Source organism: Pseudomonas sp. GW823-FHT02C05 (genome assembly GCF_058797595.1).
Genome location: NZ_JBXAJU010000001.1, coordinates 1,798,742 through 1,823,668, shown reverse-complemented (window position 1 = coordinate 1,823,668; position 24,927 = coordinate 1,798,742). Strand labels below are relative to the sequence as shown.

The window sequence follows — 24,927 nt, the reverse complement described above, 5'->3', positions numbered from 1 at the left end:
CCTCTGGATGGTGCGCAGGCCGTGCGGGCGCCTTCGCTGGCAAGCCAGCTCCTACCCGGTGGAATGTGCTTTGAGGGGAGGTCAGGAACATGGACAGGAAGAAACGCATCGCGGCCATTGGCGAATGCATGATCGAGCTACAGCAGCATCATGACGGCAGCCTGCAACAGAGCTTTGGCGGCGACACCCTGAACGCCGCGGTGTACCTCGCGCGGGAAATGGGCGAGGCCGGGCGGGTGGATTACGTCACTGCCCTGGGCGATGACAGCTTCAGCGATGCCATGTGCCAGGGGTGGGCGGCGGAGGGCATCGGCCTGGAGCGGGTGCAGCGCTTGCCGGGGCGCCTGCCTGGGCTGTATTGCATCCAGACCGATGCCCGGGGCGAGCGGCGCTTTCTCTACTGGCGCAACGAGGCGGCAGTGCGCGACTGCTTTACCACGGCGGCGGCCGGGCCGATCCTTGAAGCGCTGAAGCATTACGATGTGCTGTATTTCAGCGGCATCACCCTGGCGGTGCTGGGGGAGGTGGGGCGCGGGAAGTTGTTGCAGACCCTGGCCGAGGCGCGCCAGCGCCAGGCGCTGATAGTCTTCGACAACAACTACCGGCCGCGCCTGTGGGCGTCGGTCGAACAGGCCCGGGCGGCGTACCGCGAAGTATTGCCCCAGGTGGATCTGGCATTGCTGACCCTGGAGGATGAGCAAGCGCTGTTTGCCTATCCGGATGCCGAAGCGGTGTTCGCGGCGTATCAGGGCATTCCGGAAGTGGTGCTCAAGCGGGGCGCCGAGCCCTGCCTGATTCGCGTGGCGGGTGGTGCTTTCGAGGTGCCGGCCCAGCGGGTGGAGCAGGTAGTGGACACCACGGCGGCCGGGGATTCGTTCAGCGCAGCCTATCTGGCCCGGCGCCTGCTGGGCGGCAGCCCGGTGCAAGCGGCAGAGGCCGGGCACCGGCTGGCGAGCCAGGTCATCCAGCATCCCGGCGCCCTGATACCCCGCCATTGAACCGGGCGTTGACCTTGCGGGCGTTTTCGCTGGCAAGCCAGCTCCTACAAGGCCCGGGGTCAGTCGCGGAAGAAGACTTGCACCAGGTGATAGCCGAACTTGCTCTTGATCGGGCCATGCACGGTGCGCAGGGGCTTCTTGAAAATGACCTGGTCGATGGCACCGACCATCTGCCCCGGGCGCACTTCCCCCAGGTCGCCGCCGCGCTTGCCGGATGGGCAGGTGGAGTATTTCTTCGCCAGTACGTCGAAGGCTTCACCCTTGGCGATGCGCTGCTTGAGCTGTTCAGCCTCTTCGGCGGTTTTCACCAGGATGTGGCGGGCTTGGGCTTTCATGGGCGGGTGACCTTGTAGCGGGAAATCGGCGGCCGCGGATTATGCCTGAATTCAGGACGCGCGGCCGATCATCTGACGAATCTTCTGGGCCATTTCCTCAATGGAAAACGGCTTGGCCATCAGGTCCATGCCCGGCTCCAGGAAGCCCTGGCGCTCGGCCGCCTTTTCCGCGTAGCCGGTCATGAACAGCACCTTGAGCCCGGGCCGCTGCTGGCGGGCGATCTCCGCCAGTTGCCGGCCGTTCATGCCCGGCAGGCCGACATCGGTCACCAGCAGATCGACGCGCATCGGCGATTCCAGCAAGGGCAGGGCGCTGCGCGCATCTTCGGCCTCGAAGGCGCGGTAGCCCAGTTCGGCGAGGACATTGAGCACCAGCATGCGCACTGCCGGGTCGTCTTCCACCACCACCACGGTTTCCCCGGCGATGGCCTGGGGCGCCTGGTTGAGGGTGGCGGGTTCGGCGCTGTCCAGTGGTGCGGCGAACAGCCTTGGCAGGTACAGGCGCACGCAGGTGCCCTGGTCCGGTTCGCTGCTGATGGTCACGTGGCCGCCGGACTGCTGGGCGAAGCCGTAGATCATCGACAGCCCCAGGCCCGTGCCCTGGCCGATGGGCTTGGTGGTGAAGAACGGATCGAAGGCCTTGGCCAGGATCCGCGGGCTCATGCCGGCGCCGTTGTCGCTGACGCCGAGCATCACGTAGTCGCCGGCCTTGACCGGTTCCAGGGTGCTGATGTCGCTGCCGTCGAGGTAGCTGTTGGCGGTTTCGATCAGCAGCCTGCCGCCGTCGGGCATGGCGTCGCGGGCGTTGATCACCAGGTTGAGCAGGGCATTTTCCAACTGGCTGGCGTCGGTGTTCACCGGCCACACGCCGTCCGCCAATTGCATCTGCAGCTCGATGTGCTCGCCCTTGGTGTGGTTGAACAGCTCTTGCAGCGAGCGCACCAGCTGGTTGGGGTCCAGGGGCTGGCGGTCCAGGGACTGGCGCCGGGAGAAGGCCAGCAGGCGGTGGGTCAGGGACGCCGCGCGTTTGGCCGAGGACATGGCCGCTTCGGTGAAGCGGCCGATCTCGGCGCCGCGGCCGTTGTCGATATAGCGCTGCATCAGGTCCAGGCTGCCGATGATGCCGGTGAGCATGTTGTTGAAGTCGTGGGCGATGCCGCCGGTGAGCTGGCCCACGGCTTCCATCTTCTGCGCATGGCGCAGGGCGTCTTCGGCGCGTTCGCGCTCGAACATTTCGTTCTGCAGGCGCTGGTTGGCAGTGGCCAGTGCCTCGGTCCGCTGGTTGACCCGTTCCTCCAGGGTTTCGTTGAGATTGCGCAGGGCTTCTTCGGTCTGCCGGCGCTCGGTTTCGTCGATGACAAAGATGTAGAAACCATTGATCGCGCCGTCGGCGCCGTAACGCGGCAGGTACTTCATCAGGGCATGGCGCGGCCGGCCGTCGCGGTGCGGCGAGTTGGCCTCGAAGCTGCACGGCTTGCCGGCCAGTGCGGCCTTGATGTTCTCGGCGCGAGTGGCGTAGATCTCGTCGCCGACCACTTCGCGGATGCTCTTGCCGTACAGCTCTTGCGGGGTCAGGCCGTACCAGTCCAGGTAGGCGCTGTTGTTCAGGCGAAAGCGTTCCTCGTGGTCGACATAGCCGATCAGCACGGGCATGGCATTGATGATCAGTTGCAGCTCGGTCTGGCTCTGGCGCAGCGCCTGTTCCATCTGCTTGCGTTCGGTGAGGTCCAGGGCCGCGCCGAGAAAACGCGTCGGCCGGCCATGGTGGTCCTTGTAGCAGCGGCCTCGGGCGAACACCCAGCGCAGCTGGCCGTCGGCCAGTTGCAGGCGGTACTCCTCGGCGTATTCGGTGCCGTGGGTGATGCAATGCTTGATGCCCCGGGCCACCATGCCGCGGTCTTCCGGGTGCACGCCCTTGAGGTATTCGCTGATCGGCAGTTGCCGGGACTGCTGCGGATCGACGCTGTGCAACTGGGCGAAATGCGCGTCGGCGATGAAGCGGTCTTCGCCGATGTCCCAATCCCAGGTGCCCACCGCGTCGGTGGCCGCCAGGGCCAGTTGCAGGCGCTCTTCGGTCTCGTGCTGGGCGCGCAGGCTGTCGTCGGAGCGCTGCTGCAGTTCCAGGGCGATGCGCCGGCGCTCGTTGGTCTCGATGGCGGTGACCAGGATTCCGGCGACGTCGCCGCGTTCGTTGCGGATCGGGCTGTAGGTCAGGTCCAGCCACAGGTCGTATTCGCTGCCGTTGGTGCGTTGCAGGCTGAAGCGCTGTTCGCTGAAGGTGCGCACCTGGCCGTTGAGCACGGCGCGGTAGATCGGGTCGGTGAAGTCCATCAGTTCCGGCCAGGTCAGGTGCGCCGGGTGGCCGAAGGCACTGGGGTGCTTGTTGCCCGCCAGCAGGGCGAAGCCGTCGTTGTAGATCTGCGTCAGCTCGGCGCCCCACAGCAGCAGCATCGGCATCGGCGAATGGATCACGATGTCCACGGCGGTGCGCAGGCTCTGGGGCCAGTGGCCGGATTCTCCGAGGGGAGTGGCCGACCAGTCCAGGCGGGCAATCAGGTTGGCGGCTTCGCTGCCGGAGTGGGGGCCATTCATGTCGAAGGTGTCCTGGGTGGTGCGGTATTACGCGGCGACGCCACAGGCTCGCGCACTCGAAAAGTCGCATGGACATGCGGTGCATATTCAAACGGATGGATTGTAGGCGTTTTCGGCGCGCACATTTTCACCCGCTTTTGCGGCGGATGACCAGTCTAGAGGGGCTGAACGGTTATCAGAGTGATGCGTTGGGGATGCGGTAGCCCGTAGGAGCCGGCTTGCCAGCGAAGTGGCCATTGCCGAGCGCGCCGACCTGGACGACGCCTTCGCCGGCAAGCCGGCTCCTGCAAAGGGCGGGGTCAGTGGCGCAACTCCTCGCGGTCGCGAAACTGTTCCAGGGCCTCGGGGTTGGCCAGGGCGTCGGTGTTCTTCACCGGCAGGCCGTGCACCACGTTGCGCACCGCCAGTTCGACGATCTTACCGCTGATGGTGCGGGGAATGTCCGTGACCGCGAGGATCTTCGCCGGCACATGGCGCGGCGTGGTGTTGCTGCGAATCACCTGGCGAATGTGTTCCTGCAAGGCTTCATCGAGCTCCACGCCGTCTTGCAGGCGCACGAACAGCACCACCCGCACGTCCTGCTCCCAGCTCTGGCCGATGGCCAGGCTTTCCAGGACCTGCTCCAGCTTTTCCACCTGGCGGTAGATTTCCGCGGTGCCGATACGCACCCCGCCGGGGTTGAGCACGGCGTCCGAACGCCCATGGATCAGCCAGCCACCCTCGGCCAGTTGTTCGGCGTAGTCGCCCTGGGCCCAGACGCCGGGGAACAGGCTGAAGTACGAGGCCTTGAGCTTGCTCTGGTCCGGGTCGTGCCACAGGCCCACGGGAATGCTGGGGAAGTGCCGGGTGCACACCAGCTCGCCTTTCTCGCCGATCACCGGCTGGCCCTGGTCGTTCCACACTTCGATGGCCATGCCCAGGCCCTTGCCTTGCATCTCGCCGCGGCGCACCGGTTGTATCGGATTGCCGGCGACGAAGCAGGCGACGATATCGGTGCCGCCGGACATCGAGGCCAGGCACAGCTCGCTCTTGATCTCGCGGTACACGTAGTCGTAGCTCTGCGGCGACAGCGGCGAGCCGGTGCACAGCAGGGTCTTCAGGCTCTCCAGGCGGTGGCTCTGGCGCGGCCGGCTGCCGGCCTTTTCCAGAGCCGCCAGGTACTTGGGGCTGGTGCCGAAGACGCTGATGGCTTCGCGGTCGATCAGGTCCATCAGGTGCTCGTTGCCGGGATGGAACGGCGAGCCATCGTAGAGCACCAGGCTGGCCCCGGTGGCCAGGGCCGAGACCAGCCAGTTCCACATCATCCAGCCGCAGGTGGTGTAGTAGAACAGGCGCTCGCCGGGGCCCAGGTCAGCGTGCAGGCCGTGCTCCTTGAGGTGTTGCAGCAGCACCCCGCCGGTGCCGTGGACGATGCACTTGGGCACCCCGGTGGTGCCGCTGGAATAGAGGATGTACAGCGGATGGGCGAAGGGCACCGGGGTGAATTCGGGCTCGCCGCCGGGGCGGTAGAAGTCGTCCCACAGGCTGACGCTGGCGGGGGTGCGGTAGTCCTCGGCCCGGGCCTGCGAGCGGGCGTAGGGCACGATCAGCAACTGCTCCAGGGACGGCAGGCGCTCGAGGATCTGGTTGACCTTGGCCGTCTGGTCGATGTCCTTGCCGGCGTAGCGGTAGCCGGCGCAGGTGATCAGTACCTTGGGCTCGATCTGGCCGAAGCGGTCGACCACCCCCTGGGTGCCGAAATCCGGCGAGCAGCTGGACCACACGGCCCCGAGGCTGGTGCTGGCGAGCATGCCCACCAGGGTCTGCCAGGTGTTGGGCATGCAAGCGGCAACCCGGTCACCGAGGCCGACTCCAGCGTCCCGCAGGCTGCGTTGCAGGCCGGCCACCTGGGCCGCCAGTTCGGCGTGGGTCAATTGTTCGCGCTGGCCGTTTTCGTTGATCGCCACCACCGCGACGCTGTCATCCCGACGCTTGAGCAGGTGCTCGGCGAAGTTCAGCGTGGCCCCTGGAAACCATTGGGCGCTGGGCATCTGCGGGCCTTCGCGGAGCACCGCTTCAGCCGGTTGGTGAAAGCTGACGTCGAAGACGTCGACGATGGCCTGCCAGAAGCTTTCTCGCTGGTCGATGCTCCACTGGTGCAGGGCGGGGTAGTCGTGAAGATTCAGGCCGTGGCGCTGATTGACGAAGCGGCGAAAGGCATCCATCCGCGTCTTGCCGATGCGCTCGGCGCTGGGTTGCCAGAGTAGGTCGGACATGCAAGGCCTCGTGTTCTTATTGTTGTTTTTTTGGGGGGGCTGTTCGCTGGCAAACCAGCTCCTACGCGGGCCAGCACAGCCGTGTAGGAGCCGGCTTGCCGGCGAAGACGTCAGCCAGAGACGCGCGTCATTGCGCCAACCACCCGCCATCGATGTTCCACGCCGCACCACGCACTTGGGCGCCGGCTTCGCTGCACAAAAATAGCACCAGTTCCCCCAGTTGCGACGGGGTGACGAACGCCAGGGACGGTTGCTTTTCCGCCAGCAGATCATGCTGGGCCTGTTGCGGATCGGTGCCGGCGGCGACTCGGTCGTCGATCTGCTTCTGTACCAGCGGGGTCAGCACCCAGCCCGGGCAGATGGCGTTGCAGGTGACGTTGCTGGTGGCAGTTTCCAGGCCCACCACCTTGGTCAAACCGATCACCCCGTGTTTGGCCGCGACATAGGCGGCCTTGCCCACCGAACCTACCTGGCCGTGCACCGAGGCGATGTTGACGATGCGTCCCCAGCCCTTGGCACGCATTCCCGGCAGCCCCAGGCGGGTGCTGTGGAACACCGACGACAGGTTGATGGCGATGATCGAATCCCAGCGCTCCACGGGGAACTCCTCCACCGCCGCCACGTGCTGGATGCCGGCGTTGTTGACCAGGATGTCGACGCCGCCGAACTCCCGTTCGGCGTAGGCGAACATCTCGGTGATCTGCGCAGGGTCGCTGACATCCGCCGGGTGATGGCCGACCTGGCCGCCGAATTGTGCGACCTCGGCGATCGCCTTCGAGGCATCGCCAAAACCGTTGAGAATCAGCTTGGCCCCGGCCTTGGCCAGCACCAGGGCGATCCCCAGGCCGATGCCGCTGGTGGACCCGGTGACCAGGGCGATCTTGCCAGAAAGAGTGGTCATGAATACCTCACACAATGCCGGTGGCGTAGAAAGTGGCGATGACGACGAAGACCGCCAGGGTCTTGATCAGGGTAATGCAGAAAATGTCCTTGTAGGCCTCGCGATGGGTCAGCCCGGTGACCGCCAGCAGGGTGATCACCGCGCCGTTGTGGGGCAGGGTGTCCATGCCGCCGCTGGCCATGGCGGCCACCCGGTGCAGCACTTCCAGGGGAATGTTGGCCGCGTGGGCGGCGCTGATGAAACTTTCGGACATGGCCGCCAGGGCGATGCTCATGCCGCCCGAGGCCGAGCCCGTGATGCCCGCCAGCAGGGTCACGGTAATGGCTTCGTTGACCAGCGGGTTGGGGATGCTTTTGAGCCAGTCGGCCAGCACCAGGAAGCCTGGCAGGGAAGCGATCACCGCACCGAAGCCGTATTCCGAGGCGGTGTTCATGGCCGCCAGCAGGGCGCCACTGACCGCGCTCTTGCTGCCCTCGGCGAGCTTGCTGCGAATCGCCGAGAAACCGAACACCAGCACCATCAGGATGCCCACCAGCAACGCCGCCTGCACCGCCCAGATGGCGGTCAGCTTGGCGATTTCGCTGGTTACCGGCGCCGCCATGCCCGGCAGGCTGAGGCTGTGGGTCTTGCCGTACCACTGGGGAATCCAGTGGGTGAACAGCAGGTTCATGATGCCCACCAGCAGCAACGGCGACAGCGCCAGCCAGGGGTTGGGCAGTTCCAGGTCTTCGGCGGTTTCCGGCTCGTTGCGCAGCTCGGTGCCGTAGCCTTCACCGGCCTTCTGCGCCTTGTTGCGCTGGCGCTGGAGGAACAGCATGCCGGCGCAGAACACAAAGATGGTGCCGATCACCCCCAGCCAGGGCGCGGCCCAGGCGGTGGTATTGAAGAAGGTGCTGGGGATGATGTTCTGGATCTGCGGGGTGCCGGGCAGGGCGTCCATGGTGAAGGAAAACGCCCCCAGGGCGATGGTCGCCGGGATCAGGCGCTTGGGGATGTTGCTCTGGCGGAACATCTCGGCGGCAAAGGGGTAGACCGCGAACACCACCACGAACAGCGAGACCCCGCCGTAGGTCAGCAGCGCGCAGACCAGTACGATCACCAGCATGGCCTGGCGGGTGCCCAGCAGGCGGATGGCGGCCGCGACGATGGAGCGGGAAAAGCCCGACAGCTCGATCAGCTTGCCGAACACCGCGCCCAGCAGGAACACCGGGAAATACAACTTGATGAAGCCGACCATCTTCTCCATGAACACGCCGGTGAAGGCGGGCGCCACGGCGGACGGGTCGGTGAGCAGCACCGCGCCGAGGGCGGCGATGGGGGCAAAGAGGATGACGCTGTAGCCACGGTAGGCAGCGAGCATCAGCAGCGCCAGGGCTGCCAAGGCAATGATCACACTCATGGTGTGTCTCTCCAGGATTGTTATTGTTGTCGGGTGTTGCGTGTGGAGAGCGTTATAGCGAGAACTGTGCCATCTAATTAAGCTATTGAAATATATAGATATTTTTATTTTTCTGGGGGCGAATTGACGTTGATTGTCTCTGTTTGGAGAATTTTTTGGGTTTACCGGCCTCTTCGCTGGCAAGCCAGCTCCTACAGAGATCGTTCAGCCTGCCGTAGGAGCTGGCTTGCCAGCGAAAAGCGCAGTGCGCGGTAGATTCTTTAAACTGAGATTTGTGTCTCTTTATTGAGACTCGACAATCCCCAGGGCCGCCATCTTCTTGTACAGCGTGGAGCGCCCCAGCCCCAGGCGCCGGGCCGCTTCGTCCACCTTGCCGGCACATTGGGCCAGGGTGGCGCCGATCAGTTGCCGGTCGAAACGCTCTCGGGCCGCGGCGAAGGTTTCCTGGTTTGGCGAATCGCCTGGCACCAGGGCTTCGTTACGCTGCACCGGGCTGAAGCTGCCAATCGCCGCGCGAATATCCGAGGCGTTGAGTATCAGGTCGTCGCTGAGCAGCGCCGCTCGTTCCAGGACGTTGCGCAACTCGCGGATGTTCCCCGGCCAGGCATGTTGCGCCAGCAGGGCCAGGGCATCGCGGTTCAGTTCATGCTGGCTGCGCAGTTCTTCGAGAATCCCTTCGCTCAGGGCTGGCAGGTCGTCCAGGCGTTCGCGCAAGGCTGGCACCTGGATTGGCAGCACATTCAACCGGTAGTACAGGTCGGCGCGAAACTCGCCGCGCTTGATCGCCGCTTCAAGGTCCGTGGAGGTGGCGGCGATGATCCGCACATCGCTGTGGATCACCTCGTTGGAGCCCACCGGCTCGAACTCTTTTTCCTGCAGCACCCGCAGCAGCTTGCTTTGCAGGGACAGCGGCATGTCGCCGATTTCATCGAGGAACAGGCTGCCGCCCTGGGCGATCTGCAACTTGCCCGGGCGGCCCTTGCGGTCGGCGCCGGTAAAGGCACCAGGGGCGGTGCCAAAGAATTCCGCCTCCAGCAGGGCCTCGGGAATGGCCGCGCTGTTGATGCTGACAAAGGGCTTGTGCGCCCGTGGCGAGGCGGCGTGGATGGCCTGGGCCAGCAGCTCCTTGCCGGTGCCGGTTTCGCCTTGCAGCAGGATCGGCGACTCGGCGCTGGCCCCGCGTCGGGCGCGGCGCTTGACCTCCAGGCTGGCGGCACTGGTGCCGATGAAGTGAGCGAAGTTGTATTTGGTCTGCCGGGCCCGCAGCAGGGAGCGGGTAGAGGCCAGTTCTTCCTGCATGCTCAGGTAGCGCTTGAGCATCGGCGACAGGCTGCGCAGTTCGTCGAACAGGGCAAAACCGATGGCGCCGATCACCGTGCCGGCGTCGTCGTGGATCGGCAGGCGCATCACCACCAGGGGTTCCTTGGGGGTGTCCTGCATGTCCAGCAGGATGGGGCGGCCGGTGCGCACCACCTCCCGCAGCAGGCTGCCGGGGATCACGCTTTCACAGGGCTTGCCGATGGCGAAGGCTGCCGATTCCAGGCCGAAGCGCCGGGCGTAGCGCTCGTTCATCCAGACGATATTGGCGTCGCGATCGACGATCACCGTGCCTTCGCTGGATTGCTCGATGATCTCGAACAGCGAGCGGATCGCCAGTTGGCGCACGCGCTGGTAGTCCTTGAGGCTTTCGCTGTCGTTCATGGCGGCATCCTGGAAATGGGCGCCAGGGATTATGCCCGATTTGTAGGAGCCGGCTTGCCGGCGAATGGGGCCTTGGGCGGAGTGGTGATCTTGCGGGCGTCTTCGCTGGCAAGCCAGCTCCTACGGTGGCGGTGAATGTGTTCGCCTGTGTAGGGGCCGGCTTGCCGGTGAATGGGGTCTTGGGCGGGGTGGTGATCTTGCGGGCGTCTTCGCTGGCAAGCCAGCTCCTACGGTGGCGGTGAATGTGTTCGCCCGTGTAGGAGTCGGCTTGCCGGCGAAGGGGCCTTTGGGTCAGCCGGGATGGGCGGCAGCCAGCAGTTCCTGGGTGTAGGGATGCTGTGGGGCTTCGAATACGTCGTGGCTGGCGCCGCGCTCAACCACCTTGCCGTCCTTGATCACGATCATGTCGTGGGCCAGGGCTCGCACCACCGCCAGGTCATGGCTGATGAACAGGTAGGTCAGGCCGTACTTTTCCTGCAGTTGGCGCAGCAGGGCCACCACTTGTTTCTGTACGGTACGGTCCAGGGCCGAGGTCGGTTCGTCCAGCAGGATCAGCGCCGGTTTCAGCACCAGGGCCCGGGCGATGGCGATGCGCTGGCGCTGGCCGCCGGAGAACTCGTGGGGGTAGCGGTGGCGGCTGTCGGGGTCGAGGCCGACCTCCTCCAGGGCGCGGATGACCTGTTCGTCGCACTGGCGGGCATCGTACTGGCTGTGCACTTCCAGGCCTTCGCTGATGATCTGCGCCACCGACATGCGCGGACTGAGGCTGCCGAAGGGGTCCTGGAATACCACCTGCATCTGCTTGCGCCAGGGGCGCAGTTGCTTCTGGTTGAGGCCGTCCAGGGCCTGGCCCTGGAAGCGGATGCCGCCCTGGGAATCCAGCAGGCGCAGGATCGCCTGGCCCAGGGTGGACTTGCCCGAACCGGACTCGCCGACAATCCCCAGGGTCTTGCCTTGCTGCACGTTGAGGCTGATGCCGTCCACTGCCCGCAGGTACTCCTTGCGCCGGAACAGGCCGCCGCCGATCTGGAATTCGACGCGCAAGTGGTCCACCTCCAGCACGGTTTCCCGGTTGTCGCGGCTCAGCGGCTCGCCTTCGGGTTCGGCGTGCAACAGTTCGCAGCTGTAGGGATGCCTTGGCGCGTTGAACAGGGTGTCGCAGTCGGCCTGCTCGACGATTTCCCCGGCTTTCATCACGCACACCCGCTGGGCGATGCGCCGCACCAGGTTGAGGTCGTGGCTGATCAGCAGCAGGGACATGCCCAGGCGCTGTTGCAGGGATTTGAGCAGCAGCAGGATCTTGCGCTGCACGGTCACGTCCAGGGCGGTGGTGGGTTCGTCGGCAATCAGCAGTTCCGGTTCGCAGGCCAGGGCCATGGCGATCATCACCCGCTGGCGCTGGCCGCCGGAAAGCTGGTGCGGGTAGGCCTTGAGCCGCTCCCGGGGCTTCTGGATGCCCACCAGCTCCAGCAGTTCGAGGATCCGCGCCTGGGCCTCCTTGCCCCCCAGGCCGCGATGCAGCAGCAGGGTTTCGCCGATCTGTTTTTCCACGCTGTGCAGCGGGTTGAGGGAGGTCATGGGCTCCTGGAAAATCATCGCGATGCGGTTGCCCCGCAGCTGTTGCAGGGTCGCCGGGCTGGCACCGATCAGTTCCTGGCCGCGATAGCGCACGCTGCCGGTGGCGCTGCAGCCGGTCTGCGGCAGCAGTTGCAGGATCGAATGGGCAGTCACCGACTTGCCCGAGCCGGATTCCCCCACCAGGGCCAGGCATTCGCCGGGGCGGATATCCAGGCTCAGGTCGCGGACCACGGTCTGCGCGCCGAAGGCGACATTGAGCTGGCGGATTTCGATCAGGTTTTCAGTCATTTCTACAGTCCGCTTCAAGATCGAGGATCAAAGGCATCGCGCAACGCCTCGCCGATGAACACCAGCAGCGAGAGGATCAGCGCCAGGGTGAAAAACGCCGTCAGCCCGAGCCACGGCGCCTGCAGGTTCTGCTTGCCCTGGCCGATCAATTCGCCCAGGGAGGCGCTGCCGGCGGGCATGCCGAAGCCGAGGAAGTCCAGGGCGGTGAGGGTCGAGATGGCCCCGGTGAGAATGAACGGCAGGTAGCTCAGGGTGGCGTTCATGGCGTTGGGCAGGATGTGCCGCAGGATCACCTTGCGGTCGCTCAGGCCCAGGGCCCGGGCAGCCTTGACGTACTCCAGGTTGCGCCCGCGCAGGAACTCGGCGCGCACCACGTCCACCAGGGCCAGCCAGGAAAACAGCGCCATGATCCCCAGCAGCCACCAGAAGTTCGGCTCGACAAAGCCCGAGAGGATGATCAGCAGGTAGAGCACCGGCAACCCGGACCAGACCTCCAGCAAACGCTGGCCCAGGAGGTCGACCCAGCCGCCGTAGTAGCCCTGCAGGGCGCCGGCAGCGATGCCGATCAGGGCGCTGATGGCGGTCAGGGCCAGGGCGAACAGGATTGACACCCGGGCGCCGTAGATCACCCGTGCCAGCACATCCCGGGCCTGGTCGTCAGTGCCCAGCCAGTTGACCTTGCTCGGCGGGCTGGGGGCCGGCTGGGTCAGGTCGTAGTTGGGGGTGTCTTCGCTGAAGGGCACCGGCGGGAACAGCAGCCAGCCACCGTCCTTGCGGATAAGTTGCTGCACGTAGTCGCTGCGGTAGTCGGCCTGGAACGGCAACTGGCCGCCGAATTCCTGCTCGGTGTAGCGCTTGAGCACCGGGAAATACAGCGAGCCCTGGTAGCTGATCACCAGCGGCTTGTCGTTGGCGATCAGTTCGCCGCCCAGGGTCAGGATGAACAGGCCGATGAACAGCCACAGCGACCACCAGCCGCGGCGGTTTTTCTTGAAACGGTCGAAGCGCCGGCGCGCCAGAGGAGAAAGCATGAGCATCAGGCGTTCCTCGCGGCGAAGTCGATGCGCGGGTCGACCAGGGTGTAGCACAGGTCGCCGATGAGTTTTATCAAGAGGCCGAACAGGGTGAAGATGAACAGCGAGCCGAACACCACCGGGTAGTCCCTGGACACCGCGGCCTCATAGCTCATGCGCCCCAGGCCGTCGAGGGAGAAGATCACCTCGATCAGCAGGGAACCGGCGAAGAACACGCTGATAAAGGCCTGGGGAATGCCCGAGACCACCAGCAGCATGGCGTTGCGGAACACATGCCCATACAGCACCCGGCGCTCGCTCAGGCCCTTGGCCCGGGCGGTGACCACGTACTGGCGGGTGATCTCGTTGAGGAAGGAGTTCTTGGTGAGGATGGTCAGGGTGGCGAAGCCGCCGATCACCAGGGAGCTGACCGGCAGTACCAGGTGCCAGAAGTAGTCGGCGACCTTGCCCAGGGTGCTCAACTGCTCGAAGTTGTCCGAGACCAGGCCGCGCACCGGGAACCAGTTCAGCGAGGTGCCGCCGGCGAACAGCACGATCAGGAACATGGCGAACAGGAAGGCCGGCATGGCGTAGCCGATGATGATCGCGGTGCTGCTCCAGATGTCGAAATGGCTGCCGTGGTGCACCGCCTTGCGGATCCCCAGGGGGATCGACACCAGGTAGGTGATCAGGGTCGCCCAGAGCCCCAGGGAAATGGTCACCGGCATCTTTTCCAGGATCAGGTCGGTGACCGTGGCGCCGCGAAAGAAGCTCTTGCCGAAGTCCAGCTGGGCGTAGTTCTTGAGCATCAGCCACAGGCGTTCATGGGCCGGCTTGTCGAAGCCGTACTGTTTCTCGATGTCCTGGATCAGCTTGGGGTCCAGGCCGCGGCTGGCCCGGGAACCGCTGCTGCTCATGGCATCGGCGGAGCCGCCGACAGCGGCGCCGCCACCGATGCCCTGCAAGCGGGCGATGGCCTGTTCCACCGGGCCGCCGGGGGCGGCCTGGACGATGACGAAGTTCACCAGAAGGATGATCAATAGCGTCGGGATGATCAGCAGCAGGCGCCGCAGAATGTAGGCCAGCATCAGTGGCGCCCTCCGGGTTTGCCACGGCGGATCAGCTCGGCGGCCATTTGTTCGTCGGTCAGTGCGCTGCTGCTGACTTCCCACCAGCTTTCGATGGCTTCATCGTTGCTCGCCGGCACCTTGGGGATGCCGAAGCGGTTCCACCACACCGTGGAGGTGCCGGGCGGGTAGTAGTTGGCTATCCAGTAGTAGTTCCACTGCAGCACCCGGTCCAGGGCATGGGCGTAGCGCAGCATCTCCGGCTGGCTGGTGGCCTTCACCAGGCCATTGACCAGGCTGTCCACGGCCGGGTTCTTGAGCACCATGTAGTTGTTGGAACCGGGGTCGTTGGCCGCGGCGGAGCCGAAGTAGTTGTACAGCTCCATGCCCGGCGAGGTGGTCACCGGGTAGCCGGTGACGATCATGTCGTAGTCCCGGGCCATCAGGCGGTTGACGTACTGGGCGGAGTCGATGCGGCGAATGTTCAGGCTGATGCCGATCTGCGCCAGGTTGCGCTTGTAGGGCAGCAGCAGGCGTTCGATGGAGCCCTGGGTGATCAGGAAAGTGAAGCTCAGGGGCTCGCCCTGGGCGTTCACCAGCTTGTCGCCCTCGGGCTTCCAGCCGGCCTGTTCCAGCAGGGCCAGGGCTTGCAGTTGCTTGTCGCGGATCACGCCGCTGCCGTCGGTTTTCGGCGCCTCGAAAACCTGGGTGAAGACCTCGTCGGGGATCTGCCCGCGCAGCGGTTCGAGGATCTTCAGTTCCTCGGCATCCGGCAGGCTGCGGGCCGCCAGGGCGGTGTTGGAGAAGAAACTCTGCTGGCGGATGTAGAGGTTGCGCATCATCTGCCGGTTGCTCCATTCGAAATCCCAGAGCATGGCCAGGGCCTGGCGCACCCGGCGGTCCTGGAACACCGGCCGGTCGAGGTTGAACACATAGCCCTGGGCCGGTTGCGGCGCCGATTGCGCCAGGTGGGCCTTTTGCAGGCGGCCGTCGTTCAGCGCCGGGCTGTCGTAGCCGATGGAATAGCCGGTGGCGGAAAACTCGCGGTTGTAGTCGTAGGCGCCGCCGCGCAGCACCTGGCGGGCGACGTCGATATCGCCGAAATACTCGACGCTGAAATGATCGAAGTTGTACAGGCCGCGGCTAACCGGCAGGTCCTTGCCCCACCAGTCGGGGTTGCGGGCGAAGGTGATGCTGTTGCCCGAGTCGACCTTGGCCACGCGGTAGGGGCCGCTGCCCAGGGGCGCTTCATAGCCGCCGCCATTGGCGAAGTCGCGACTCTTCCACCAGTGTTCGGGGAACACCGGCAGGGTCGCGATATCCAGGGGCAGGGTGCGGTTTTCGTTGCTTTTGAAGTCGAAGCGCACCACTCGTGGTGATTCCACGGTGACGCCTTTGACGTCGTCGAACTGGGTGCGGTAGCGCATGCTGCCCTGGGTCATCAGCAGGTCGTAGCTGTAGCGCACGTCTTCGGCGGTGATCGGCGTGTTGTCGGCAAAGCGCGCCTTGGGGTTGAGGTAGAAGCGCAGCCACAGGCCGTCTTCGGCACGCTCCATCTTTTCGGCCACCAGGCCGTAGACGGTGTAGGGCTCGTCCAGGGAGCGCTGGGCCAGGGGCGAATAGACCAGGCCGTCGAGCTGGGAGACACCGATGCCCTTGTCGATATAGGGCAGTACGTGGTCGAAACGGCCGATTTCGATGGCCGAGCGGCGCAACGTCCCGCCTTTGGGGGCCTGGGGGTTGACGTAGTCGAAGTGGCTGAAACCCTGGGGGTACTTGGCCGGTTCGCCATAGACGGTCATGGCGTGTTGCGGTGCGGCTTGGGCACCCGCGGCGCCCAACAGCAGGGCGGTGAAAAGCACGGTGGAGGAAAGCAGTCGCATTGTCAGCCTTAGGAGCCGGGTGATCGATGACCACGATTTGTACGCTAGCGGCGCGTGACTGGCCAGCCGCATCCGCTTTGGGCAGAACCTGGCGCCCATGCGCAACGGCCCACCAAAAGGCGGGCCGTTGAGCAGACGCAGGCGCTTGGGGATCAGTCCTGGCGGCTGGTGACTTCCAGCAGGTGGTAGCCGAACTGGGTTTTCACCGGGCCTTGCACCACGTTTACCGGAGCGCTGAACACCACGGTGTCGAATTCCTTGACCATCTGGCCTGGGCCGAAGGAGCCCAGGTTGCCGCCGTCACGGCTGGAAGGGCAGGTGGAGTTCTTTTTCGCGACTTCGGCAAAGTCGGCGCCGGCTTCGATTTCGGCTTTGAGTTCGTTGCACTTGGCTTCGCTGGCAACCAGGATGTGACGGGCAGTGGCTTTGGCCATGGATGTTGCTCCTTTCAAGAAAGTTGAGAGCCTACCGGATTCAGGTGGCTATTTCTTCTCAAAGTTCCTTCAAGGCATTGCCGCCTGGCGCCTGCGGGGGATGAGTGGTGAGGGTCCTGTAGGGGCCGGCTTGCCGGCGAAGAGGTCCTTGGAGGAGACGCTGCTCTTGAGGACGCCTTCGCTGGCAAGCCAGCGCCTGCGGGGGCGGTGCTGCTCAGGCGGGGACGGCTGCGGCCTTGTCTGCGTGTCGCAGTTGTTGCGCGCCATTGCGCAGCAATTGTTCGGTGGCGTCCCAGCCCAGGCAGCCGTCGGTCACCGAAACGCCGTAGCGCAGGTTCGCGCTCAGGGGCTGGCAGCCTTCGAACAGGTGGCTTTCCAGCATCATCCCCATCAGCGAGGTATCGCCCTGCAAGCGCTGCTCCAGTACCTCGTTGAACACCGCCGGCTGACGCAGCGGGTCCTTGCCGCTGTTGGCGTGGCTGCAATCGACCATGATCCGCGCCGGGATCTTCAGCTTCTGCAGGTCCTGCTGGACCTGGGCCACGCTCTGGCGGTCGTAGTTGGGCCCGCGATGGCCACCGCGCAGCACCAGATGGGTGTCGGGGTTGCCTGGGGTCTGGATGACCGCCGGGTGGCCCTGGCTGTCGACGCCGAAGTGGCGGTGCGGGTGGGCCGCCGAGCGCATGGCGTCACAGGCGATAGCGACACCGCCGTCGGTGCCGTTCTTGAAACCCACGGGCATGTCCAGGCCGCTGGCCATCTCGCGGTGGATCTGCGATTCGGTGGTGCGCGCACCAATGGCGACCCAGCTCAGCAGGTCATCGAAGTAGCCGGCGGCCATGGGCTGCAACAGTTCGGTGGCAACCGGCAGGCCCAGGCGCAGCATCTCGCGCATCAGTTCACGGGACAGGTGCAGGCCGCCGGCCATGTCGTCGCTGCCATCCAGGCGGGGGTCGTAGGCCAGGCCTTTCCAGCCGACGGTGGTACGGGGCTTTTCCACGTAGGCGCGCATCACCAGCAGCATCTGGTCGCGCACTTCATCGGCCAGGCGGGCCAGGTTGGCGGCGTATTCCAGGGCCGATTGCGGGTCGTGGATGGAGCAGGGGCCGACGACTACCAGCAGGCGTGGGTCGCGACCTTCGAGGATGGCGCGCACCGCCTGGCGGTGAGCGGCGACTTGTTGGTTCAAGGCCAGGGACAGCGGCAGTTGCTGCTTGAGTTCCAGGGCGCTGGGCAGGCGCTGGGTCAGGGTTTCATTGGCGCTGACGTGGGCGGACAGGGGCAGGGCGGATACGGACGAGTTCATGTGCGGTCTTCCTGGGCGGGCGGCGGGTTATGTCCCGCGCGCGGCCCTACTGGGGTGTTCGACAATTGGCCGTACTGGCCATAAGTGTGCAATTGCCACCGGTAGGTGACCGATCGGAGGCGGCAGGCTGTCCCGAGCGGAGGCTGCTAAATCGCCAGGCGCAAAACATGTCGTAGCGGTAATAGGTGGAGTAGTTCATGGAGCAATCCTCAGTAAGTTCGGTGTGTCGCTGAAAGTCGTGGTTGAAAATGCAGTGCCGGAAAAAACAAAACCCCCGGTCGGGAGGCCGACCGGGGGTTGAGATTTCTCTGGTAGGCGACCCGTTGAAGTGGGCGCCGGTTGGGTATCAGGCGCGCCAGTGGCTAAACCAATACCCAAAATAAAAGCTGGCCGGAGCCCGAGTGCCGTTGACCCAGGCAGCCGCGACCGAGCGCAGTGCGCTGGCAGTGTGGCGGTGCAGGGAAGGGGTCTTGGACAACATGGGTTTCTCCGTAAAGTGGGGGCGAGCTTACTAGAGGCTGGTGCCGGGATTCAATCAGTAATTTCTATCGGCGCAGCACGCGGCGGCTATGGATTAAGCCTGCAGGGGATTTATGCCACACTCGCTGCTCCCGCCTGTTCGCCCTCCAAGGAATGTTCATGTCCGTACTGACCCTCGCTGCTGCCCAAACGGTGTCCATCGCGGGCGATCTACCGGCCAACCTGGCCCGGCATCAGCGGTTGATGCAATTGGCAGCGGCGCAGGGCGTGCAGTTGCTGGTGTTTCCCGAGCTGTCGCTGACTGGCTACGAACCGCAACTGGCGGCCGAACTGGCGCTGATGCCGGATGCACCGCAGTTGCAGCCACTGCGGGATCTGGCCCGGGCGCTGGAACTGACGGCGGTGGTGGGGATGCCGATCCGCCTGTCTGTTGACGGGCCGGTGCTGATTGGCGCTCTGGTGCTGGGCGGCGACGGTTCGCTGGCGGTCTACACCAAGCAGCACCTGCATGCAGGAGAGGAGAGCGCTTTTGTCGCAGGCCGGGGCGGCGCACCTTTGCCTATCGGTGGCGAAACCGTGGCTTTGGCGGTCTGCGCGGACTTCTGCCACGCCAGCCATGTGCAGGCGGCGGCCGATGCCGGCGCCGGGATCTATGCTGCCGGGGTCTTGATCAGCGAAGGTGGCTACGCTGCCGATAGCGCGCAGCTCCAGGGATACGCCCAGGAACACGGAATGCTGGTGCTGATGGCCAACCACGGCGGCCCCAGCGGTGGGTGGGCCTGCGCCGGACGCAGCGCGGCCTGGGATGCCCGGGGCCGGTTAATGGGCGCCGTCGAGGGTGTGGGCGAGGCTTTGTTGATTGTCCGCGGTGGTACTGGGGAATGGCAGGCGCAGGTGCTAGAGGTGAGCCATTGATGGACGGCTTTTCATTACGCCCGGCGGTTGATTCGGACCTGGCGTTCGCCCGCGACCTGACCCGTTCCACCATGCTCGGCTATTACATTCGCAACGACTTGCTGTGGCAGGACGAAGCCTTCGATGTGGCCTGGGCCGGCCGCAGGAACCTGCTGATCTGCCAGGGTGCCCGGGTGCTGGGGTTTGTCAGCCTGAGCCGGGATGCGCAGGCGCTGTATGTCCGCGAATTGCATGTGCTGGAGGCTTTCCGGGGGCAGGGCGCCGGTGCCTGGACGCTGGAGCAGGTGCTGGAGCTGGCTCGCCAGGAGCGCCGAGGGTTGTTGCGCCTGACTGTGTTCAAGGGCAATCCCGCACAGCGGCTGTATGAGCGGATGGGGTTGCGGGTGGTGGGAGAGGATGATTGCTTCTGGCGCATGGAGCGCTTGTCTGATTCGCTTGCCGGAAGGCTTGGCGACGCCTGAGCGCAACGCCCTTCCGCAGGCTTTACTGTGCGTTGGGATCTATCGCGGGCGCATCCTCGAGGATGATGCCGTCCTTCATTCCCAGTAGCACCGCGACCTTGTGCGCTTCCCCTCGTTTGCCTTTCTTGCGGCCTGCCAGCACCTGATAGGTAGTGGCCGGGTCAACCCCGTGTTCACGAGCAAATTGTTGAACCGATTTACCTTGATGTTCCAGCCAGGCCTTGGCTTGTGCGGCAGTGCGGATACCGGGCATAGTTCAAAACCGTTCAAATTTGTTCAATGCTTGAAGAGTATGACACCCCCTTGGGGTGTATCAGATGGGATCATACATCCAAATGAGTGGAATCGGTTCGCGGTTGAGGCAGGAGCGAGAACGCCTGGGACTGTCGCAGAAAGTTTTTGGTGAAATAGGCGGGGTTGAAGCCAACGCCCAGGGTAAATATGAAAGTGGTGATCGTGCACCCAAGGCGGATTATCTGTCCCGGGTGGCGGCAAAAGGGGTGGATGTGCTGTATGTGCTGACCGGCAGCCGGATCCCGATCCAGAGCGGCGGGCTGAGTCAGACCGAGGAAAAGGTCCTGGATTGCTATCGGGCGCTGTTCAAGGAGGATCAGGATGCTATCTGCCGCCTGACCAGTACCCTGGCCGAGCTTTCGGCAAGCCAGGGCGAGAGGCGCAAGGCCCAGGTACGAGAGTGAGGGGCGCTGGCCTCTTTCGATGCGCACGGGGGTAGGACCGTTATTGCGCCCGGATGTTTTTTATATAGCGCTTGTGATTAGGTTTGTACGCCGCTTTTTTGCTAAGGTGTCGGGCAACCTGTAAAGACCATATCGCGAGGTGTCTGCTTGATAAGGGTGCTAGTAGTCGATGACCATGATCTCGTTCGTACGGGCATTACACGAATGTTGGCTGACATCGATGGCCTGCAAGTAGTCGGGCAGGCGGAGTCAGGGGAAGAATCCCTGCTCAAGGCGCGGGAGCTGAAGCCCGATGTGGTCCTGATGGACGTCAAGATGCCAGGCATCGGCGGCCTCGAAGCCACGCGCAAACTGCTGCGCAGTCATCCGGACATCAAGGTCGTGGCGGTCACCGTCTGCGAGGAAGATCCCTTTCCTACCCGCTTGCTGCAAGCGGGTGCGGCGGGCTATCTGACCAAGGGCGCCGGTCTGAACGAAATGGTCCAGGCCATCCGCCTGGTATTTGCCGGCCAGCGCTATATCAGCCCGCAGATCGCTCAGCAATTGGTGTTCAAGTCATTCCAGCCTTCCAGTGATTCACCGTTCGACGCCCTGTCGGAACGGGAGATCCAGATTGCGCTGATGATTGTCGGCTGCCAGAAGGTGCAGATCATCTCCGACAAGCTGTGCCTGTCGCCGAAAACCGTGAATACCTACCGCTATCGCATTTTCGAGAAGCTCTCGATCAGCAGCGATGTCGAGTTGACGCTATTGGCGGTTCGTCACGGCATGGTTGATGCCAGCCTCTGAAATGACCGAACAGTTTGATCCCAGTGCCTTTCTTTCTACCTGCAGTGGCCGCCCCGGTGTGTATCGCATGTTCGACAGCGATGCACGCCTGCTTTACGTCGGTAAAGCCAAGAACCTGAAGAACCGGCTCTCCAGCTATTTCCGCAAGACCGGCCAGGCGCCGAAGACCGCCGCCCTGGTGGCGCGCATCGCGCAGATCGAAACCACCATCACCGCCAATGAAACCGAAGCGCTGCTGCTGGAGCAGACGCTGATCAAGGAGTGGCGGCCGCCGTACAACATTCTCCTGCGCGACGATAAGTCCTACCCCTACGTGTTTCTTTCGGACGGCGACTTTCCGCGTTTCAGCATCCATCGCGGGGCGAAGAAGCAGAAGGGCAAGTATTTCGGCCCTTATCCCAGCGCCGGCGCCATCCGCGAAAGCCTCAGCCTGTTGCAGAAGACCTTCATGGTCCGCCAGTGCGAGGACAGCTACTACAAGAACCGTACGCGGCCCTGCCTGCAGTACCAGATCAAACGCTGCAAGGCGCCCTGCGTCGGCCTGGTGGAGCCTGAGGTCTATGCCGAAGACGTGCGCCACTCGGTGATGTTCCTGGAGGGGCGCAGCAATGCCCTGACCGACGAACTCTCCACCGCCATGGAAGCCGCCGCCAGCACCCTGGATTTCGAAAAGGCCGCCGAACTGCGGGACCAGATCTCCCTGCTGCGTCGGGTCCAGGACCAGCAGAGCATGGAAGGTGGCACGGGCGATGTGGATGTGGTGGCGGCCTTCGTCAACCCGGGCGGCGCCTGTGTGCACCTGATCAGCGTGCGCGGCGGCCGGGTACTGGGCAGCAAGAACTTCTTTCCCCAGGTGGGTATCGAGGAGGACGTGGCCGAAGTCATGTCGGCGTTCCTCGGCCAGTATTTTGTCAGCAGCCCGGAACGCGACCTGCCTTCCGAGTTGATCGTCAACGTGGTCCATGAGGACTTCCCGACCCTGATCGCCGCCATCGACGAGCTGCGCGGGCGCGAGTTGACCATCAGCCACCGGGTACGCGGTACCCGCGCCCGCTGGCAGCAACTGGCGGTAACCAACGCCGAGCAGGCCCTGAGCGCGCGCCTGGCCAACCGCCAGCACGTGGCCGCACGTTTCGAAGCCCTGGCCGAGGTGCTGAACCTGGACGAGCCGCCGCAGCGCCTGGAGTGCTACGACATCAGCCATTCCAGCGGCGAGGCCACTGTAGCCTCCTGCGTGGTATTCGGGCCGGAAGGGCCGCTGAAGTCCGACTACCGGCGCTACAACATCGAAGGCGTGACCGCCGGCGACGACTACGCCGCCATGCACCAGGCCCTGACCCGGCGCTTCAGCAAGCTCAAGGACGGCGAGGGCAAGCTGCCGGACATCCTTCTGGTGGACGGCGGCAAGGGCCAGCTGTCCATGGCTCGGGATGTGCTCAATGAGCTGGCGGTGCCGGACCTGATCCTGCTCGGCGTGGCCAAGGGCGCGACCCGCAAGGCCGGATTCGAAACCCTGTACCTGAACGACGCAGCCCATGAATTCACCCTCAAGGGTGACTCGCCGGCGCTGCACCTGATCCAGCAAATCCGCGATGAGGCTCACCGCTTCGCGATCACCGGTCACCGCGCACGGCGTGGCAAGACTCGGCGTACCTCGACCCTGGAAGGGGTGGCGGGCGTCGGGCCGAAGCGTCGGCGGGACCTTCTCAAACATTTTGGTGGATTGCAGGAACTGTCCCGTGCAAGCATCGACGAGATTGCCAAAGCACCGGGAATCAGTAAAAAGCTCGCAGAGTTGATTTATGCAAACCTGCACAGCGAGTAGAATGCCCAATCACCTCGTAGCCAGTTGTGCCGATGAATATCCCTAATCTGATCACCGTTCTACGCGTCCTGCTCATCCCGATTTTCATTTTGCTGTTCTATTTGCCCTATAGCTGGAGCTACATGGCCGCCAGTTCAGTGTTTGCCTTCGCGGCCGCCACCGACTGGCTGGACGGCTACCTGGCGCGGCGCCTGCAGCAGAGCACGCCGTTCGGTGCGTTCCTCGACCCGGTGGCCGACAAGCTGATGGTGGCGGTGGCCCTGGTGCTGCTGGTGCAGGAGCATCACAACCTGTGGCTGACCTTGCCCGCCGCGGTGATCATCGGTCGTGAAATCGTCATCTCGGCGCTGCGCGAGTGGATGGCCGAGCTCGGCGCCCGCGCGCAGGTGGCGGTGTCGAACATGGGCAAGTGGAAAACGGCGGCGCAAATGCTGGCGCTGGTGATTTTGCTGGCCAATCCCTCGGACTTCAGTTTCTGGGTGCTGGTAGGTTACGCGTTGCTGTTGGCGGCAGCGGGCCTGACCCTGTGGTCCATGCTGCAGTATCTGCGAGCCGCCTGGCCGCACCTGAAAACTGATAACGAGAAAAAATAAGTTTTTTTGAATCAAAGGCTTGACGCGCATTCGGATTTCTATAGAATGCGCAACACCAAGACGTTGCGGGAATAGCTCAGTTGGTAGAGCACGACCTTGCCAAGGTCGGGGTCGCGAGTTCGAGTCTCGTTTCCCGCTCCAAACATAGCGCTGCAGAGTTCCACGAATTCTGCAGCGATCGAAAAAAGGACCTTCGGGTCCTTTTTTCGTTTCTGCGGGTTTCACTGAAATCCAGCACCATCCAGCGCTTTCAAATCCAGGAATTGAGTCCTTCTCAAAAGGCTTGAATCCGGGCAGCGCTGAATCGGTTCGTTGCTGGAGCGGTGATGAACATCCGGCCCCTGGCCTGTTCAGGCACTCGCGATGGCACTCTCGGATAACAGCCAGGCGCTGAATGTTTCAAGCGCCGGATAATGCTGATAGCGCGCTGCGCAGGTCAGATAGTAATTGCGACCGCTTTCCATAGGGCTAAACAGTTTTACCAGTGCCCCGGATTTGATTTCGTCTTGCACCAGAATATCGGGAACCAGCCCAATGCCGACGCCAGCGGATACCGCCTGAATAAGGTGAGCCGTGAGCTCAAAGCTTGGGCCTGTCCGCATTTTCTGGTGGTCCAGCTTGTTGAGGTCAAACCAATCAGACCAGCTATTGGGTCGAGAAACGACATTCAACAACAAATGATTGGTGACATCGTTGAGCGACATCTCAAGGCTGTCCGGCAGCGCTTTGGGGCTGGCGACAACCACCAGTTTTTCTTGTAGCAAAAGGTGCGATACGTAGCCCGGCCAGTCGCCTTTTCCCGCGTAGATGATGGCCTGCATGTCGCTCACGCTGGATGGATTGTCGGCGTGAATGATCCTCGAGTGGACGTGCACCAGGCTCCTGGGATGACGCGCATAAAATTCATGCATTTTGGGCAGCAGCCATTTTGAACCGAAGGTCGGCAGTACCGCGAGGTTCAATGGGCCTTCTTCCTCCTTGAAGGCAATTGTCTGCAGGGTAGCGCTTCGAATTCGGCCCAGTGCGGCAGTGAGTTCATGCTGGTAAAGCGCGCCGGCAGCGGTGAGTTCGATTCTTCTTCCCTCACGTTTGAACAGCGAGACCTCAAGCTGTGATTCCAGAGCCTGCACTTGCCGGCTGACAGCGCTTTGAGTCAGGGCAAGTTCGTCTGCCGCTTTGGTAAAGCTGCAATGTCGGGCTGCTGCCTCGAAAGCGATCAGCAGGGACATCGAGGGGGTCAGTCTTCGTGGGTTCATTCATAAAGCTCATGGAAATGCTGCAGGTTTTACGTTTGTGTGAAGTGTCTTGTCCCCACAAAATCGGTGGAAAGGCCTTTGTCCTGAGCCAGGCCTCGGGCTAGGAAGCATACATAACGAGAATGCTCAGATTAGCCGTATCGCCGCTAGGAATTCCACC

General features: G+C 63.8%; 21 protein-coding genes and 1 tRNA gene. 8 read left to right on the top strand and 14 right to left on the bottom strand.

From position 1 onward, the window contains the following. The first annotated feature begins 89 nt into the window (after positions 1-89). Positions 90-998 carry a sugar kinase gene (locus tag AC1RGE_RS08240; protein ID WP_492583914.1) on the top strand — a complete coding sequence of 303 codons (909 nt, stop codon included), beginning with the start codon at positions 90-92 and terminating at the stop codon, positions 996-998. Between the two features lie 59 nt (positions 999-1,057). On the opposite strand, the gene AC1RGE_RS08235 is transcribed toward AC1RGE_RS08240, so the two are convergent. From AC1RGE_RS08235 to AC1RGE_RS08180, 12 genes are all read right to left on the bottom strand, one after another. After that, on the bottom strand, positions 1,058-1,333 hold the full coding sequence (locus AC1RGE_RS08235) for a peptidylprolyl isomerase (RefSeq protein WP_011061856.1): 276 nt from the start codon (positions 1,331-1,333) through the stop codon (positions 1,058-1,060). Positions 1,334-1,384: 51 nt separating this feature from the next. Beyond that, positions 1,385-3,925 carry a PAS domain-containing hybrid sensor histidine kinase/response regulator gene (locus tag AC1RGE_RS08230; RefSeq protein ID WP_011061855.1) on the bottom strand — a complete coding sequence of 847 codons (2,541 nt, stop codon included), beginning with the start codon at positions 3,923-3,925 and terminating at the stop codon, positions 1,385-1,387. Positions 3,926-4,224: 299 nt separating this feature from the next. Beyond that, positions 4,225-6,180 (bottom strand): acetoacetate--CoA ligase, encoded by a 1,956-nt coding sequence (locus tag AC1RGE_RS08225; protein ID WP_065364303.1) that lies wholly within the window; start codon positions 6,178-6,180, stop codon positions 4,225-4,227. Between the two features lie 127 nt (positions 6,181-6,307). Then, entirely contained in the window at positions 6,308-7,081 is a 774-nt protein-coding gene (gene hbdH, locus AC1RGE_RS08220) for a 3-hydroxybutyrate dehydrogenase (RefSeq protein WP_492583912.1), read from the bottom strand. A 7-nt stretch (positions 7,082-7,088) separates the two neighbouring features. Then, the gene (locus tag AC1RGE_RS08215; RefSeq protein WP_011061852.1) at positions 7,089-8,480 is read right to left on the bottom strand and encodes a GntP family permease; all 1,392 of its coding nucleotides are present in this window, start codon (positions 8,478-8,480) and stop codon (positions 7,089-7,091) included. 282 nt (positions 8,481-8,762) lie between these two features. Continuing rightward, a complete protein-coding gene (locus AC1RGE_RS08210) occupies positions 8,763-10,181 on the bottom strand; it encodes a sigma-54 interaction domain-containing protein (protein WP_492583910.1) in 1,419 nt (472 codons plus the stop codon). Between the two features lie 291 nt (positions 10,182-10,472). Continuing rightward, on the bottom strand, positions 10,473-12,047 hold the full coding sequence (locus AC1RGE_RS08205) for an ABC transporter ATP-binding protein (RefSeq protein ID WP_492583908.1): 1,575 nt from the start codon (positions 12,045-12,047) through the stop codon (positions 10,473-10,475). 14 nt (positions 12,048-12,061) lie between these two features. Continuing rightward, complete coding sequence (locus AC1RGE_RS08200) at positions 12,062-13,084, bottom strand: ABC transporter permease (protein ID WP_011061849.1); 1,023 nt, start codon at positions 13,082-13,084, stop codon at positions 12,062-12,064. Next, entirely contained in the window at positions 13,084-14,148 is a 1,065-nt protein-coding gene (locus tag AC1RGE_RS08195) for a microcin C ABC transporter permease YejB (protein ID WP_011061848.1), read from the bottom strand. The genes AC1RGE_RS08200 and AC1RGE_RS08195 overlap by 1 nt, the downstream gene beginning before the upstream one ends. Then, positions 14,148-16,010 carry an extracellular solute-binding protein gene (locus AC1RGE_RS08190; protein WP_053152398.1) on the bottom strand — a complete coding sequence of 621 codons (1,863 nt, stop codon included), beginning with the start codon at positions 16,008-16,010 and terminating at the stop codon, positions 14,148-14,150. The genes AC1RGE_RS08195 and AC1RGE_RS08190 overlap by 1 nt, the downstream gene beginning before the upstream one ends. Positions 16,011-16,162: 152 nt before the next feature. Beyond that, a complete protein-coding gene (locus AC1RGE_RS08185; RefSeq protein ID WP_007924449.1) occupies positions 16,163-16,444 on the bottom strand; it encodes a peptidylprolyl isomerase in 282 nt (93 codons plus the stop codon). Between the two features lie 214 nt (positions 16,445-16,658). Further along, positions 16,659-17,750 carry a 3-deoxy-7-phosphoheptulonate synthase gene (locus AC1RGE_RS08180; protein ID WP_492583906.1) on the bottom strand — a complete coding sequence of 364 codons (1,092 nt, stop codon included), beginning with the start codon at positions 17,748-17,750 and terminating at the stop codon, positions 16,659-16,661. Between the two features lie 639 nt (positions 17,751-18,389). Here AC1RGE_RS08180 and AC1RGE_RS08175 point away from each other — a divergent pair. Both AC1RGE_RS08175 and AC1RGE_RS08170 read left to right on the top strand, forming a co-directional pair. Next, complete coding sequence (locus AC1RGE_RS08175; protein WP_401400495.1) at positions 18,390-19,145, top strand: carbon-nitrogen hydrolase family protein; 756 nt, start codon at positions 18,390-18,392, stop codon at positions 19,143-19,145. Further along, positions 19,145-19,606 (top strand): GNAT family N-acetyltransferase, encoded by a 462-nt coding sequence (locus tag AC1RGE_RS08170; RefSeq protein WP_011061844.1) that lies wholly within the window; start codon positions 19,145-19,147, stop codon positions 19,604-19,606. The genes AC1RGE_RS08175 and AC1RGE_RS08170 overlap by 1 nt, the downstream gene beginning before the upstream one ends. 22 nt (positions 19,607-19,628) lie before the next feature. Here the strand turns inward: AC1RGE_RS08170 and AC1RGE_RS08165 are convergent, their stop codons facing one another. Then, entirely contained in the window at positions 19,629-19,859 is a 231-nt protein-coding gene (locus AC1RGE_RS08165; protein ID WP_011061843.1) for a DNA-binding protein, read from the bottom strand. Between the two features lie 82 nt (positions 19,860-19,941). On the opposite strand from AC1RGE_RS08165, the gene AC1RGE_RS08160 reads away from it, so the two are divergent. The 5 genes from AC1RGE_RS08160 (at position 19,942) to AC1RGE_RS08140 (ending at position 23,652) form a co-directional block, all read left to right on the top strand. Beyond that, positions 19,942-20,304 (top strand): helix-turn-helix domain-containing protein, encoded by a 363-nt coding sequence (locus AC1RGE_RS08160; RefSeq protein ID WP_011061842.1) that lies wholly within the window; start codon positions 19,942-19,944, stop codon positions 20,302-20,304. A 147-nt stretch (positions 20,305-20,451) separates the two neighbouring features. Next, positions 20,452-21,093, top strand: a complete 642-nt coding sequence (gene gacA / locus AC1RGE_RS08155; RefSeq protein ID WP_011061841.1) for a response regulator transcription factor GacA — start codon at positions 20,452-20,454, stop codon at positions 21,091-21,093. Position 21,094: 1 nt separating this feature from the next. Continuing rightward, positions 21,095-22,918 carry an excinuclease ABC subunit UvrC gene (gene uvrC / locus AC1RGE_RS08150; RefSeq protein ID WP_011061840.1) on the top strand — a complete coding sequence of 608 codons (1,824 nt, stop codon included), beginning with the start codon at positions 21,095-21,097 and terminating at the stop codon, positions 22,916-22,918. 32 nt (positions 22,919-22,950) lie between these two features. Beyond that, positions 22,951-23,511, top strand: a complete 561-nt coding sequence (gene pgsA / locus AC1RGE_RS08145; protein ID WP_011061839.1) for a CDP-diacylglycerol--glycerol-3-phosphate 3-phosphatidyltransferase — start codon at positions 22,951-22,953, stop codon at positions 23,509-23,511. A 65-nt stretch (positions 23,512-23,576) separates the two neighbouring features. Further along, positions 23,577-23,652, top strand: a tRNA-Gly gene (locus tag AC1RGE_RS08140). Positions 23,653-23,861: 209 nt separating this feature from the next. Here AC1RGE_RS08140 and AC1RGE_RS08135 read toward each other — a convergent pair. Beyond that, on the bottom strand, positions 23,862-24,767 hold the full coding sequence (locus tag AC1RGE_RS08135; protein ID WP_492583904.1) for a LysR substrate-binding domain-containing protein: 906 nt from the start codon (positions 24,765-24,767) through the stop codon (positions 23,862-23,864). Between the last annotated feature and the right edge of the window lie 160 nt (positions 24,768-24,927).

Coding starts and splice junctions, on each gene's coding strand:
- AC1RGE_RS08160 (WP_011061842.1), top strand. CDS start 19,942: ATGAGTGGAATCGGTTCGCGGTTGAGGCAGGAGCGAGAACGCCTGGGA.
- AC1RGE_RS08135 (WP_492583904.1), bottom strand. CDS start 24,767: ATGAACCCACGAAGACTGACCCCCTCGATGTCCCTGCTGATCGCTTTC.
- AC1RGE_RS08215 (WP_011061852.1), bottom strand. CDS start 8,480: ATGAGTGTGATCATTGCCTTGGCAGCCCTGGCGCTGCTGATGCTCGCT.
- AC1RGE_RS08180 (WP_492583906.1), bottom strand. CDS start 17,750: ATGAACTCGTCCGTATCCGCCCTGCCCCTGTCCGCCCACGTCAGCGCC.
- AC1RGE_RS08225 (WP_065364303.1), bottom strand. CDS start 6,180: ATGTCCGACCTACTCTGGCAACCCAGCGCCGAGCGCATCGGCAAGACG.
- AC1RGE_RS08210 (WP_492583910.1), bottom strand. CDS start 10,181: ATGAACGACAGCGAAAGCCTCAAGGACTACCAGCGCGTGCGCCAACTG.
- pgsA (WP_011061839.1), top strand. CDS start 22,951: ATGAATATCCCTAATCTGATCACCGTTCTACGCGTCCTGCTCATCCCG.
- AC1RGE_RS08235 (WP_011061856.1), bottom strand. CDS start 1,333: ATGAAAGCCCAAGCCCGCCACATCCTGGTGAAAACCGCCGAAGAGGCT.
- AC1RGE_RS08165 (WP_011061843.1), bottom strand. CDS start 19,859: ATGCCCGGTATCCGCACTGCCGCACAAGCCAAGGCCTGGCTGGAACAT.
- AC1RGE_RS08200 (WP_011061849.1), bottom strand. CDS start 13,084: ATGCTCATGCTTTCTCCTCTGGCGCGCCGGCGCTTCGACCGTTTCAAG.
- uvrC (WP_011061840.1), top strand. CDS start 21,095: ATGACCGAACAGTTTGATCCCAGTGCCTTTCTTTCTACCTGCAGTGGC.
- AC1RGE_RS08175 (WP_401400495.1), top strand. CDS start 18,390: ATGTCCGTACTGACCCTCGCTGCTGCCCAAACGGTGTCCATCGCGGGC.
- AC1RGE_RS08190 (WP_053152398.1), bottom strand. CDS start 16,010: ATGCGACTGCTTTCCTCCACCGTGCTTTTCACCGCCCTGCTGTTGGGC.
- AC1RGE_RS08170 (WP_011061844.1), top strand. CDS start 19,145: ATGGACGGCTTTTCATTACGCCCGGCGGTTGATTCGGACCTGGCGTTC.
- AC1RGE_RS08185 (WP_007924449.1), bottom strand. CDS start 16,444: ATGGCCAAAGCCACTGCCCGTCACATCCTGGTTGCCAGCGAAGCCAAG.
- AC1RGE_RS08195 (WP_011061848.1), bottom strand. CDS start 14,148: ATGCTGGCCTACATTCTGCGGCGCCTGCTGCTGATCATCCCGACGCTA.
- AC1RGE_RS08240 (WP_492583914.1), top strand. CDS start 90: ATGGACAGGAAGAAACGCATCGCGGCCATTGGCGAATGCATGATCGAG.
- hbdH (WP_492583912.1), bottom strand. CDS start 7,081: ATGACCACTCTTTCTGGCAAGATCGCCCTGGTCACCGGGTCCACCAGC.
- AC1RGE_RS08230 (WP_011061855.1), bottom strand. CDS start 3,925: ATGAATGGCCCCCACTCCGGCAGCGAAGCCGCCAACCTGATTGCCCGC.
- AC1RGE_RS08205 (WP_492583908.1), bottom strand. CDS start 12,047: ATGACTGAAAACCTGATCGAAATCCGCCAGCTCAATGTCGCCTTCGGC.